A 12,656-nucleotide genomic window follows, 5' to 3' on the forward strand; every position below is an offset into this window, starting at 1 on the left:
GAGGGTGAAATGAAAAACATCAACATTGAGTCATTTAGAACTTTGGAACCAGATTCCTTACCTGTAGAATTGGCCGAAAGGAAAGGAACAGGACACCCAGACTACATAGCTGATTCAGCCTCAGAAGAGGCTAGCAGGAAGCTATCGCTTTACTACCTAAAGACATACGGAACTATACTTCATCATAACTTGGATAAGACCCTTCTTGTAGGAGGTCAGGCCTCTCCAAAATTCAAGGGCGGAGATGTCATTCATCCTATTTACATTGTGGTAGCTGGTAGAGCCACTACAGAAGTGAGGACCAATGATGGCGTGGATAACGTTCCAGTGGGTACAATAATCGTCGAGAGCGTCAAGAACTGGATAAGGGAGAATTTCAGGTATCTAGATGCGGAGAAGCACGTTATAGTTGATTATAAGATAGGAAAGGGTTCAGCGGATTTGGTGGGCATATTTGACAAGGGCAGGAAATCAGTTCCTCTCTCCAATGATACAAGTTTTGGAGTAGGTTTCGCACCTTACTCGAAGCTGGAACAGTTAGTATTCCAGACAGAGAGAATGCTCAACTCTAAGAAGGTGAAGACCGAGCTTCCGGAGGTTGGTGAGGACATAAAGGTGATGGGACTCAGGAGAGGGAAGGAGGTCACGCTTACCATAGCCATGGCAGCCATAAGTCCCCTCATTGAGGATAAGAACCACTATATCTCCGTGAAGGAACAGGTAAAGGAAAAGGTACTGGATCTAGCCTCTCAAATAGCTCCGGATCTTAGCGTTAAAGTAAACGTGAACACAGGTGATAGGGAAGACCAGGGAATACTTTATCTAACCGTAACTGGCACCTCAGCTGAGCATGGAGATGACGGGATGACTGGGAGAGGAAACAGGGGTATAGGGCTCATAACTCCCATGAGGCCAATGTCTCTTGAGGCGACTGCTGGTAAGAATCCAGTTAATCACGTGGGTAAGCTCTACAACATAGTGGCTAACCTTATTGCTAAGAAGGCCTCAGAGCAGGTTAAGGATGTTAGGAACGTGCAGATAGAGGTTCTGGGTCAAATAGGTAGGCCAATAAACGACCCTCTCATTGTCAACGTGGAAGTTGCGACTCATTCTGGAACCATAACATCTGATACAAAGGCCGAGATATCAGGAATTGCAGAGGAGTATTTAGATTCATTCGACAAGATAACCCAAATGATACTTGAAGGAAAGGTTATGCTATTCTAGACCTTGAAGATCTGTATTCTTCGACCAATCTTTTTAGCAGGTCTTCACTCATTTCACGGCTTATTTCCTTCTCCTTCTTAAGAAGGTTTAGATCCTTAATGAGGCGCTCGTCAATTAGGGCGAAATCTCTCCCCACGTACTCTGCCAGATCGTTGCTTATTCTCCATTCTCCAAAATACAGTTGGCCATCCCTAACCTCCAACCCCTTCAGGTATCCCCTCACCACTGTGACCTCATTCTTCACCAGTTTCTCGATAATTGAGGAAAGCTTAGCCAGTGATTCCGATTCTGCCTGAGATAGTTCCTTCAATTTGATTATCTCCTTGTTCTTCTGCTCCAGTATCCTTTTCAGTTCCTCCACTCGCCTATCCCTGTCCAGTTCAGCATTGTAAAGCCTCTTTATTTCCTCGACCCTCCTCTCAAGCATCTCCTTTTCATGAATTAACCTAGACACTGTCCTGTTGAGTCTGATTAACTCCTGCTTGAGCAATGTGTTCTCCTCAGCCAACTTCTCGTTGTGTTCAGTCTTTACTTCCTGTTTTACTATACCGGCGTTTTGCGGAACAGATATCTTCTTCTCTATCTCGTTCTCAATGCATTCGGCAATGGTTCCCCCGTTTACAACGCACCTGAACACGTTGTTTCTGTCTATGTCTATTCCAAACCTACCTATCATGCCCTCAGCCTGCCTGAGTTTCCTCTCTACGTCCCTATACGCAACAATGGCAGCAGCTAGGGAATCCCTTATGTGCGGGTCGCTTACGTGAATTCCAAACTTCGTGGAATATTCGTCAAGGAGAGCTTGTTTTTCGTCCACCGAAAGCGACCTCTCAGGAACGTAGAGTCTAGCCTTCAGAATTGCGCTCATCTTCTTTACCGTGTCTGGCACTGGATTAACGTCTGTGGCAATGAGGGCTGGGGTCCCCTTCTCTAGAACGAGCTCTATCACAGACTCCCTGTCAATTCCCCTCTTGGTAGTGAGGAGTACAGGATTTCCGTACATGTCGAGGATCGAGATTCCAACTTCCAGACCTGGATCTAACCCTACTATAACAGGTCTCTGGGAAACCCTCTTAGTGTCCACAAACTCAATTCTATCCCTATAGTAGGCCCTGATCTCGAGATTAACGTCGTGTCCACTCATTTTCTTGACTAGACCGTATAGGCTCTCCCTTGGGGCATAAACAATGAACATAGCCCCTTCCATTCCAGCCTTAGTTCTCCTGACAACCACGTCATAGTCAAAGTTGTGTCTGTCCAGTTCTTCCTTCACTCTTCTAAAAACCCTGAGCACCAATCCCCTCAGATGCCTCTTGTATCTATTGGAGCTCATTCCCCCTGGTCCTGATCTTCTCCCCTTGGAAATGATGATTTTGGTCCTGTTTTCAACGAACTTTATCTTGGTCCCTGCCCCCTTGAGAGCTAGGGTCGCCACGATAAAGGCAGTCCTGGACGGAGTCGGCTTCCCCTGAATCTCAATACCGTACTCCTTAGCTACATCCTTTAGGTCGAGGAAGACGCCGTTCTTTACTGTAACCTGAACTACCTCCAGTTTCTCGGGTAACAGGGATAGAAGCGATATTACTTCCTTGTCGTTGCTACCTAGCTCGTAAATGTTGTCAGTTCCAAGAAGTGAGACGTCGTACTCCCAGGCCAGTCTTACTAACCTACTCCTAGTTACATCTTCGACCTTAACCACTGTTTCTCCGTTTTCGTCTAGAATTACCACTGAGTATCTAGGCTGTTCCGTGGAATTGGGCGACCCCCTCTCTATGTCGATACCCATTACCCTCATGAATATCCCTTTACGTAGTCCAAAACCTCCTCAAGGTCTCTCTCAAGGGAATACTCCTTTTCGAAGAAGGATAATATCCTAGTGACGTCGCCTATCAAGACGTCTTCATCCCTGGTAGCCTGTGGCCAATCTATAACCCTTACGTCCTCATCCTTGCTCACCAAAACGTTGAACTGGCTTAGATCGCCGTGGGTTAATCCCTTACAGTAAACGTAGGCAATTCTCATGGTTCCGAGGATCGCATCTAGTACCTTCTCAGGGTCACTTAGTTCCGCTCTATATAGGGGAGTTCCCTCGAAGTACTCCATGGCCACAGCGTTTGTCGTGAAGGTTATTGGAGTTGGGACGTAACCCATGTTGTTCTTGACGCACTGGAGGGCCTCATACTCCCTTTTAGCGTTCTCCAAGGTCATGGATACCCAGTTCTTACTGGGGAAGTTACTGATCCTTTTCTTGAAGCTCTTCCTCCCTATTCTGTGATACTTTATGGCTAGAGTGTTATCTTCGTGGTCGTATCCGAACATAACCCTGCTTTCCTTCCCTTCACCAATGGTTATTCCAAGGCTCTTGATCACTTTCTTGGAGTAGAGGGACTTGGTTGCCACAATGTCCAGGCCTGTGAACGTGATGGAAAAGGAGTCTTCTCCTCTAATTCTTTTCTTAGTGACTGCGCCGTTCTTGATGAGCCTCAATAAGCTTATCTGGGCCTCTCTCTCCGTAAGGGATAGGTTCTCCTTAAGAACGCTCTGTGGAACGTACTCAAACTTTTCCCTCTTCTCGATGAGGTACTTGAGGATAAGGTAATCCACCTTGTCTGTGACGGCTACTCTTTCAGCTAAGGTAAGAGAGTTCATAAGATAAGAGAAATATGTTGTATGACCTATTTTTGCTTTTACGTATCAAGTGTCTTGTTTAGATACCAGATTGGAAAGAAGATATGGACCAACAACAAGTTATAAAAAACAATCTCTCTACCCTAGAACTGTGAGAGTATCTATACTAAGTTCTAAGGGAGGAGTCGGAAAGTCAACAGTTACCATTTCACTGTCGAAGGCCCTTGCCATGATGGGTTTCTCTGTTCTTTTGATTGATAGGGATCTTGTGGGATATGCATCATACGTCGCAGGTATTAAGGGCCCTGGATTAATAGCAAGTGTGTCTGACGGTGTTGACTCCACGGTGTACAAGGAAATAGCCCTAGGGGACGGCTCCGTTACCGTACTGAAATATTTTGGGGACGGTCCACGTTATAAGATTGACATTGATAAGTTTCACAAGGATAGGAAACTAGGAGAAAAGGGATGGGAGATATACAGGAAAGTCCTTACCACGAAGAAGTTCTCCTTTGTGTTGGTGGATAACGCACAATTGGTAAGACCTGAAGATGATATTGTGAAACATGAATTGGAGAAATTCATAGAGATCTATCCAGGATTTCCCATTTGGCAGTTGTTTGTGTCGGACTCTTTGGCTAGAACTATAGAGGACAACGTAAGTTATGCAGAGTCGATAGGTTCTGTTAGAGATGGTACAGTTTTAGGTTTCATCATAAACATGATACGTCCTGGAGAGGTAGAGAAGTTCAGAGGCGTACTAGATAACGTGTTAAAGAGAGTTAAAGCCAAGTTTGGAGTCTTGTTACCCTTCTCAGAAGATATCTTCCAATTCACTGGAACTTTTGAGGAATTTCCAGTCCTTCAAGAGATAAAGGACCTCGCCTCAAAGGTGGTGGAGCTCAAAACTATGGCTAGTAGGAGTTGATCATCATAAAGGCAGTGAATACATATTAACCTCACATCAAGAATCATATCATGAAATCGGTGGTAGGTCCTGTTATACTTGGTTCGTCTGGTGTTTTTGGGTATTTCGTAGACCTTGCAAGTGCTAGAATGGGGCTTGAATTAGCAAGAAAACTTTACCCAGACTTTCGAGTGTCCCTTGTCGACCTATCCGTGCCTGAGGATAAGATCCTGGCTGTTGATATCGATCCTGACCTAGGAGACTTTGACACTGGTTATGCTGTCCTTGTGGAGGCTTAAACTAGCAAATTTTTTATGGGATAAACGAATAGTGTGCTGAGGACCCGTCGTCTAGCCTGGTTAGGACGCAGCCCTCACACGGCTGAGGTCGAGGGTTCAAATCCCTCCGGGTCCATCTTTTTACGATATTTTTGTTTCAATTCTGACGTTTACATTATCATTACGCGACAGTAGCATAACACGTGAAGACAAATGTAAGTGTTCAAAGAGAGATTCAATAACATATTCTTAACGATTTGAACTATTTAGTTGAGACCATCTGAATAGGCGTATCGTGGAGTCGCACCATCATTATCTTTGAGTTAAGTTATACTTATTACACATCTATTCAAAATTAAATACATCAAGTGGAAAATGAGGTTGGAAACGCAAGTTAGAGCTCTATATTGGCATGAACTCTCCTAAGATCTTCCTCTGTCTTCTTCAATCTCATCATTAATTCAGCTACTATACCATCTAGGAAGACCTGGGTAGTGTCCTCAAACAGTGTACCAAGAGGTGCTAGAGGTTCGGTTATACCTAAGATTTGCCTAGCGAAGTAATCCTCATTTTGAGAGTATTTGGTTCTTCCAGGAATCTCCACCACCACATCTGCAATCCTCCCAAGGGGGCTATCGTAATAGCTGGTTAAGGCTACCAGGGTTGCCTTAGCATCCTTTGCTGCCTCAGCTGCAGTAACTATTAGCTTGGTTCTTCCTGATCCAGATATGGCTATAGCTAGATCGTTCTCCCTTATGGCTGGGACTATGGTTTCACCCAGGACATAAGCATTATACCCTAAATGAAGAAGCCTCATGGCAAAGGCCCTGCCTACAAGTCCACTCCTCCCAGCCCCCATGACAAGAACTTTGCCTCCCTTGTTCTCGTAAAACCTAGCTAGCGTATCTACCATTTTCTCGGTTTGATCAGGGCTTATGAGTTCCACAGACCTCAAGATAAATTCCGCGATGTCATACATGGTCTTGAGACTAAGAGGAAGATTGATAGATGATGGAGGCTCCACCCTATCCGCCGAGCCTTAATTTGAAAGATATCTTTTAAAGTTACCTTATCACTTTCTGAATTTATGATCCTTAAAATAAGATCAAGATATTATCTTCCTAAAATCTAAAATTGTTTATGGATGTGTCCAGTTGTCGCGTCGGCCAGGTAACCCGTCTTCGATTAACATCCTTCTACCTTAGGTTACCCTACGGTAGCACGGGAAATATGAAATTCTTCTATCTAAAGAGCAATCATAAAGGTGTCCGTAACTTTCTAGGTGTGGTAATCTTAGGTCACTCCTTCAGAAAGGTAGGGCCTCATTTTTGCAATATCTTTACAGCCTCCTCAGGAGATACTCCTTCGTGAACTAGTTTGGAAACAGCCTGTGCCATAAGATCTGGATTCTGCGATTGCCATAGATTCCTCCCCACAGTAATCCCAGAGGCGCCTGAGTCTAGAGCATCTCTCAGCATCTTCAAGAATTCGAGGTCGTTTGAGGTTTTTGGTCCGCCCCTTATGAGAATGGGAGCAAAGGACGCCTCGACCACGGAAGCAAATCCGTTCTTATCTCCCGTGTAGTCTACCTTTAACAGATCTGGACCTATTTCCGAGGCCAGCCTGGAAACGTATTTTACAGCGTTGGTCTCCTTAATAGAGTCCGTTATCTCCTTTCTCACGAAGAGTGGCTCTATAATGAAGGGTAGCCCGTAATCTTGAGCTTCTCTTCTAGCCCTGGAGAGTTGTTCCAGGTTGTATCCCTCTATCCTGTCATCTCCGTAGCCCACCACTAGGTACGTGACCACGGCGTCTGCTCCTGCCCTTACGGCTTCCTTGACCTCATAGACCATGGAGTAGTATCCTTGATCGTACTTTCTAGCGTCTCTCCAAACGTTTGCAGTATCAAGCCTAGCAATTAACATTGGAGATGACCTGGAGTAGAAGTTCTCCTCTACCGTTCTTAGCATGGCTGGGGTCATCTGCAAGGCATCCGGATAATTGCCCATCTTCTTTACCACGCTCATCGCGTTTTCTATCCCTCTAAGGGGACCCATTACTAGTCCGTGGTCCAAGGCCACAACAAAGGCCTTACCCCTGTGAAATAGTTTTTTCAACCTAATGTCGAGTCCGCTCATCAACTATCCTTGTTTGGAATCACTTTAATTTTTACTCATGATGAGGCTAGATAAGGTAGCGTGAGGCCTATTCCAGACAGGATAGTATTTGAGAGAAGATTCTCTTGGCTTAGGGAATTCAGGTGTATCTGCCAATGTCCTCGTATTAAGGCTTTAGTTACGATTTCTCCTAGAGATAAACTAGACGTGAAGGCCCTTTACTCACCATTCACTAAATTCCTAAGTCACTTGAGATTGTTACATATTTGACGTTAGAGAGACCAGGACTTAGATGACAAATTCTCTCACTATCTATTTCTAGTTGATGAGAGAACAGGCTTTATAACGCCTATAGCTCCACTTACAATTTGTCTCGAGTACTTGTTTAAAGCTAGATTTACAACTATGAAGGGAATCAGGGCCAACCCCGCCCTTTCAGCCATAATGTATATATCCTGAATAAACCTAGATCCGTGAATAGGAAGGATTGGATAAAACATCAAAAACAAACCTATCACCAGGGAAGATGCAACAGGCACGCTCACCTCCGGAATAGGAAAATGGAAGTTGTACAGTTCCTTTGAACTCTGAAATGCCGAGACCAGGATTGCCACTGAGTTAATCAAGAGGCCTAAACTCATTGAGGCTGAGTATATGGCAGGATCTGTAACATGCGATAAGTAGAGAAACCCCATCAACCCAATTGCTATCCCAGTACCTATCACAGAAAGAATGGAATTCCTCTTAGCGAGCCTAGCTAGGTGTCCCTTTAGCTCCTCCCTGGATTCAACGCTAAGGGTCTGGTCGTTCATGTAAACGCTTGTGTAAAAAATCTGGAAGAATCCTCTTAACAAGTTAGAGATCGAAAGTATAATCAAGGAAATATATGCAGCTACGTACTCAGGTCTCAGCAAGTAAAGGAGAGGAAGTCCATCCGCTAAGGCTAGCAGGAGAAACAGCGAACTCGCAAGAGAAAATAGCTTAAGTGACGTCTCAATAACTGAGGGATCCTTTGTCTCGCTAAGTTTAGGGATGAGACCACTAAAGGCTCCAGTCGACCAGATAACCAGGTTAGAGATTATCAGGGCTGATTCGAAATATGAGACAGGGACCGTATTCCTTACAAGAAAGACTGCAACCCAGGTCAGGGTTGCCTCTAGAATATACTGAATATATGGGATCATGAAAACCACCGATTTCCTCAGGGCCATAAACGCTACGTGAAGGTCCCTCCTAAAGTTTGCCTTTACAAAGAACATGTTTATTCCTATCTGTGCAATATATCCTAACATGTAGGCCAGAATTACAGCCTCTATGGAGAGTCTTAGGATCAATAACCCATAAACAGCCACCCCGAGTCTGATTAACTGGAAGGTCAGAGCTGCTATAGCGTTAACCCTAGGACCTCTTCCCAGTGAAATGGCATTTGAGGCCTTCATAAAGAAGATCGTGAATATTAGGAGAACCCCTAGATAGAAGTAGATCGGCTCATCATAATGAGAAATGCTAACGAAATAGGGTACAAGTGCGACGTAAATCACCGAGCTAATCACGGCTGTTATCATGTCAATGAAGAGAATCCCTCCCACTGGCTTGCCCTCTGCTGTATATCTGGAGGTTATATTAGAGAGAAGGTCTCCAGGTATCGTGAAGTACCCCGTGACTAAGACGAAAATGAACTGCCAGGCCCCAAATGTCTCCACCGAAATGGCCGATAGGTATCTGGCAACAACAAGAGAGAAAAGGAAAGAGATAGGAGAACCAATTAACCTGAGAGCTAAACTGAAAATACCAATTTTCACTAAGCCTGGCTTAGATTTGCTCAAGCAGAGGACACCTGATTACGACCAAATAAAAAACCATGAATTAAAGACTAATCGTAAGCCTCAGGATTCAAACATGTCATCCAAGGCTTTAGCTACGTCCCTAATAGAGATTATACCAGTGAGTTTACCGTCCTCACTAATAACAGGGAGGTGTCTTATGTTATAGGTTCTCATTAGACTGAGAGCTCCAGTAATAGGTGAGTCTTCTCTCACGGTGATTAGCGACACGGTCATTATATCATCAACCTTATCGTCAAGCTTGTGGTCCTTACCAATGGCCCTGACTACATCTCTTTCAGTAACTATGCCAATCGGCTTACCGTTCTCGGTTATAATGACTGAGCCAACGTTCTTCTCAGTCATTATCTTAGTTATCTGCCTTAATGTGGCTCCTTTTTCCACGGAAATAACTTCAGTTTTCATATAGTCTTTGACGATCTCTTCCATGTAAACGAATAAAACTTCATGGATTTAAAATTAAGCCAAGAAAGATCGTAAGGATAATTTGTCGCAGGTAATAAGGATCAAGGACTTGAGCTAGTAAAATATCGTCGCGTCTTTCATATCTTGTATGTGAATTCTAATGCCCTAAAGTAATTATCTGGGTCTCCCACATTTAACCATCTCTCCTTTTCTAGGAGAATAGCGTAGACCTCTCCTCCCTGTCTGAGAATGTTTGATATCCCATAGGTTAGTTCCAGCTCTCCCTCCTTCACATCAACTTGCTCCAAAGCGTTCATGATCCTCGGGGAGAAGATGTAAACGGCGGAGATTCCTAGGTCAGACTTGGGTACCTTCGGTTTCTCCTCAGCTTCCTTTACCCTTAGAAGCTTGTGGTTCATTGTCTCCCCCACCTCCTCAACTGTGACGACACCATATCTCTGGGGATTGTTTACCTTCCTGACCATGAGTACAGCATCTGGTTCCATTTCCTCGAAGATCTTAGTGGCCTCCACATAACCGCCTGTTAACACACCGTCATCGGCATGCACGAAAAAGGGATCATTCCCCACGAAGTCCTTTGCCCTTAGCACAGCGTCCCCAAATCCCCGAGGAACGTTTTGTGTAACGAAAGTGACTCCTCTCTCTGCGAGATAGTCCACGAGTAGCTTGCCTTGGTTTCCTACCACTATGCAAGGCTTCGTAACTCCAGCCTCTCCTAGGGAATCTAGTATCAGATCAATAACAGGTCTCATTACAAATTTTCCATCCTCCTTTCTGAAGAGGGGTAGAAGGGCTTTAGGTAGTACAGAAGTGATATATTTCATTCTACTGCCCTTACCTGCCGCAGTGATCACTGCTTTTTCCACTTTCATGGATGAAAGGAGACATATCTCAATTTAAATTATATGCTATATTTAGTACCCCAAGACAAGGGGCCTACACAGCCCAAGGAAACAGAAAGCGTTCTTTCTGGTTTCCAAGATCGATTGTCCATGACGTCCTCGCGTTATAGGGAAAGTATGCAGTTAGTTTTACTTCCACACCGTCTTTGGCATTATAACATGCTTGAAGCTTTCCAGTCTCTCCTTATATGGGAGGAGATCCTTTATCATAACCTTGGTCTCATCTCTAATGTTCCTTTTAGGTTTGAATCCAAGTGAGGGTAGAACTTTTACCTCAGGGTTGTAGTAGTGTTCCTCGGCCTCAACTCGAGGGTTCTTCACGTGTGTTATATCAGTCTTCAGCCCCAATTCCTCCGCAGCGTTCTTTACAATCTCGGCAAGTTGTCTCACATTGTAAACCTCAGCGAACTGATTCACGACCCTATACTCGCCATCCTTGGGTGGATTTTCTATGAGCAATCTTAAGGCCTCTACACTATCTTCAAGGGAAATGAAACCCCTAGTCTGTTTCCCTTTACCGTAAGGTGTTAAGGGTAAACCCAGTACTGCCTCCACACAGTACCTGTTTATCACTGTCCCCCACGTTTCGTCGAAGTCAAACCTAGTGCGTAGCTCCTCGTCTGTTATCTCTTCCGTCCTTGTTCCATAAACGGGTCCCTGCATTATGTCAGTTACGGTGAGATTGGAGAGCTTTCCCTTAAACAGGATAAGAAATGTGTCGAAGATCTTGCTCCAGTGATAGTATGAGCCACCCCACTTCGGGGTTGGGATTGTATCCTCTTTCCCTTGGATAATGGCTTTGACGAATGCCGATTCAGGTATGTCGAAGTTTGGGGTACCATACTCACCCATGGTACCCATCTTGAGTATGTGAATTGAAGGATCTATCTCGCTTACTGCGTACAATAGGCTAAGGGTGGACTTCAGGTTATTTTCGAGAGTGTACCATGCATGTTCGTAGTCCTTCATTGAGTAGGGAGCCGATCTTTGCTCGGCAAAATGAACTATCACATCAGGTTTGAAATCCCTAATGGTCTCCTCCAGTAATGCCTTATCCTTTGCGTCTCCTACAATGAACTTAATGTCAGCGCCCAGTTTCCTCTTCACCGCTTCTACCCTTTCCTTTGGGGACGGCAATGGAAATGCGGAGTCTGATCCCACTTCGGCCGAAAATCTCCTCGTGGAAAGGTTGTCAATCCCTGCAACCTCATGCCCTTTGGCCACTAGCCTCAGGGCCAAGGCCCACCCAATGTACCCATCAATGCCAAGGATAAGAGCTTTCATAGGGACTAATTCGAGATAAGGCTAAAAATCTTCTGACTACAGAGACGAAATGAAAAAGAAATCATTGATATTTCAGTTTCTCCAACATCTGAATCCTTTTCGCTGGATGAGGGTGATCGCTGAAGAAATCAGCATACCATGGAACTCTCTCCGTCTTCCAGTAGTTAATGAGTTCATCCACGTCCCTATACACTTCCTGTGGTTGTGTTGAAGTGAAGAACAGCATTTTCATCACGTTGTTCTTGTTCCTGTACCTCTGCACTGCTCTTGGATCTACGGCTAGGGTTATCTTGGCCAAGGCCCTTTCCAAGTCATCTGTTCCTCCAGGTATTGTCTTGGCTGAGTTGAAGTCTGCATATGCCTCTCTCATCCTGTTTATGGCCAAAATGAAGAACTGGAAGATGAAGCTAACAACTAGAAGACCTATTCCCACTGCCCAGGCATAAAGGGATCCTCCGTTCCTCTGTCCTCCACCTCCGAGGAAACCGCTCCACATTAGCGAGTAACCAATCCAATACATGATAGCTGGTATGAGTCCTATGGCAAGCAGAAGCTCCACATCCCTGTGTTTTAGGTGACCAAGTTCATGGCCCAGTACCGCCTTTATCTCATCTGGAGTTAGAACCTTCAACAGTGGAAGAGTTATGGCAACCCTCTTTCCAGCTATTGGGCTTCCATAGGCGAAGGCGTTGGGGAACGGTACGTCAGCTATGTACACCTTGGGAGTGCCAATCTTGTTGTAAAGTGCTACCTCGTCCACAAGGTTGACTAACCATCCATATTGCGGATCAGTTGGGGTAACCTCTCTGGCCCTATACATGGCATTTATCAGGTATGGACCCACAAGCCATTGAATTATGTTAAATATACCAACTAGAATTAATGCACCCACAATGATGTAGGGAGTGAAGGATCCATATAGATAACCTAGCACCCCATAGACTAGGGCGAAACCGGCTACGAAAACTGCTAGACTCAGGAGAATCATTCCCAGCTTTAGCTTGATTGAGACCAAGTTCATCTGTATCAAAGTAAATGATACA

The 12,656-nt window shown here is 44.8% G+C and carries 12 protein-coding genes and 1 tRNA gene; 4 read left to right on the forward strand and 9 right to left on the reverse strand.

Going from position 1 to position 12,656, the window contains the following annotated elements; all coding sequences use genetic code 11:
• The first annotated feature begins 9 nt into the window (after positions 1 to 9).
• Positions 10 to 1,227, forward strand: a complete 1,218-nt coding sequence (locus tag MSED_RS01200; protein WP_011921376.1) for a methionine adenosyltransferase — start codon at positions 10 to 12, stop codon at positions 1,225 to 1,227.
• Here MSED_RS01200 and MSED_RS01205 read toward each other — a convergent pair.
• Together MSED_RS01205 and MSED_RS01210 are read right to left on the reverse strand one after the other, a co-directional pair.
• Positions 1,214 to 3,022: a DUF460 domain-containing protein gene (locus MSED_RS01205; protein WP_011921377.1), complete on the reverse strand. Its 1,809-nt coding sequence runs from the start codon at positions 3,020 to 3,022 to the stop codon at positions 1,214 to 1,216. The genes MSED_RS01200 and MSED_RS01205 overlap by 14 nt on opposite strands.
• A complete protein-coding gene (locus MSED_RS01210) occupies positions 3,019 to 3,876 on the reverse strand; it encodes an RIO1 family regulatory kinase/ATPase domain-containing protein (RefSeq protein WP_011921378.1) in 858 nt (285 codons plus the stop codon). Before MSED_RS01210 ends, MSED_RS01205 begins: the two co-directional genes overlap by 4 nt.
• A 130-nt stretch (positions 3,877 to 4,006) precedes the next feature.
• On the opposite strand from MSED_RS01210, the gene MSED_RS01215 reads away from it, so the two are divergent.
• From MSED_RS01215 to MSED_RS01225, 3 genes are all read left to right on the forward strand, one after another.
• Positions 4,007 to 4,783 (forward strand): nucleotide-binding protein, encoded by a 777-nt coding sequence (locus MSED_RS01215; protein ID WP_048059951.1) that lies wholly within the window; start codon positions 4,007 to 4,009, stop codon positions 4,781 to 4,783.
• 50 nt (positions 4,784 to 4,833) lie between these two features.
• Positions 4,834 to 5,061 (forward strand): hypothetical protein, encoded by a 228-nt coding sequence (locus MSED_RS01220; protein ID WP_011921380.1) that lies wholly within the window; start codon positions 4,834 to 4,836, stop codon positions 5,059 to 5,061.
• Positions 5,062 to 5,101: 40 nt separating this feature from the next.
• A tRNA-Val gene (locus MSED_RS01225) sits at positions 5,102 to 5,176 on the forward strand.
• 258 nt (positions 5,177 to 5,434) lie between these two features.
• Here MSED_RS01225 and hxlB read toward each other — a convergent pair.
• From hxlB to htpX, 7 genes are all read right to left on the reverse strand, one after another.
• The gene (gene hxlB / locus MSED_RS01230; RefSeq protein WP_048060225.1) at positions 5,435 to 6,019 is read right to left on the reverse strand and encodes a 6-phospho-3-hexuloisomerase; all 585 of its coding nucleotides are present in this window, start codon (positions 6,017 to 6,019) and stop codon (positions 5,435 to 5,437) included.
• Positions 6,020 to 6,362: 343 nt separating this feature from the next.
• Positions 6,363 to 7,178, reverse strand: a complete 816-nt coding sequence (locus MSED_RS01235) for a class I fructose-bisphosphate aldolase (protein ID WP_011921382.1) — start codon at positions 7,176 to 7,178, stop codon at positions 6,363 to 6,365.
• Between the two features lie 287 nt (positions 7,179 to 7,465).
• Positions 7,466 to 8,983 (reverse strand): MATE family efflux transporter, encoded by a 1,518-nt coding sequence (locus tag MSED_RS01240; protein ID WP_011921383.1) that lies wholly within the window; start codon positions 8,981 to 8,983, stop codon positions 7,466 to 7,468.
• Between the two features lie 60 nt (positions 8,984 to 9,043).
• Complete coding sequence (locus MSED_RS01245) at positions 9,044 to 9,430, reverse strand: CBS domain-containing protein (RefSeq protein ID WP_011921384.1); 387 nt, start codon at positions 9,428 to 9,430, stop codon at positions 9,044 to 9,046.
• Positions 9,431 to 9,543: 113 nt separating this feature from the next.
• Positions 9,544 to 10,299 carry a nucleotidyltransferase family protein gene (locus tag MSED_RS01250; protein WP_011921385.1) on the reverse strand — a complete coding sequence of 252 codons (756 nt, stop codon included), beginning with the start codon at positions 10,297 to 10,299 and terminating at the stop codon, positions 9,544 to 9,546.
• Positions 10,300 to 10,458: 159 nt separating this feature from the next.
• Positions 10,459 to 11,613 carry a UDP-sulfoquinovose synthase gene (gene agl3, locus MSED_RS01255; RefSeq protein WP_011921386.1) on the reverse strand — a complete coding sequence of 385 codons (1,155 nt, stop codon included), beginning with the start codon at positions 11,611 to 11,613 and terminating at the stop codon, positions 10,459 to 10,461.
• Between the two features lie 61 nt (positions 11,614 to 11,674).
• Complete coding sequence (htpX, locus tag MSED_RS01260) at positions 11,675 to 12,634, reverse strand: zinc metalloprotease HtpX (protein WP_011921387.1); 960 nt, start codon at positions 12,632 to 12,634, stop codon at positions 11,675 to 11,677.
• Positions 12,635 to 12,656 lie beyond the last annotated feature (22 nt).

The sequence above is a fragment of the Metallosphaera sedula DSM 5348 genome (assembly GCF_000016605.1).
GTDB lineage: Archaea > Thermoproteota > Thermoprotei_A > Sulfolobales > Sulfolobaceae > Metallosphaera > Metallosphaera sedula.

What these genes read in the sequence shown, in the direction of transcription:
- agl3 (WP_011921386.1), bottom strand. Translation starts at nt 11,613, where the DNA reads ATGAAAGCTCTTATCCTTGGCATTGATGGGTACATTGGGTGGGCCTTG.
- MSED_RS01220 (WP_011921380.1), top strand. Translation starts at nt 4,834, where the DNA reads ATGAAATCGGTGGTAGGTCCTGTTATACTTGGTTCGTCTGGTGTTTTT.
- MSED_RS01210 (WP_011921378.1), bottom strand. Translation starts at nt 3,876, where the DNA reads ATGAACTCTCTTACCTTAGCTGAAAGAGTAGCCGTCACAGACAAGGTG.
- MSED_RS01205 (WP_011921377.1), bottom strand. Translation starts at nt 3,022, where the DNA reads ATGAGGGTAATGGGTATCGACATAGAGAGGGGGTCGCCCAATTCCACG.
- hxlB (WP_048060225.1), bottom strand. Translation starts at nt 6,019, where the DNA reads ATGTATGACATCGCGGAATTTATCTTGAGGTCTGTGGAACTCATAAGC.
- MSED_RS01250 (WP_011921385.1), bottom strand. Translation starts at nt 10,299, where the DNA reads ATGAAAGTGGAAAAAGCAGTGATCACTGCGGCAGGTAAGGGCAGTAGA.
- MSED_RS01235 (WP_011921382.1), bottom strand. Translation starts at nt 7,178, where the DNA reads ATGAGCGGACTCGACATTAGGTTGAAAAAACTATTTCACAGGGGTAAG.
- htpX (WP_011921387.1), bottom strand. Translation starts at nt 12,634, where the DNA reads ATGAACTTGGTCTCAATCAAGCTAAAGCTGGGAATGATTCTCCTGAGT.
- MSED_RS01200 (WP_011921376.1), top strand. Translation starts at nt 10, where the DNA reads ATGAAAAACATCAACATTGAGTCATTTAGAACTTTGGAACCAGATTCC.
- MSED_RS01245 (WP_011921384.1), bottom strand. Translation starts at nt 9,430, where the DNA reads ATGGAAGAGATCGTCAAAGACTATATGAAAACTGAAGTTATTTCCGTG.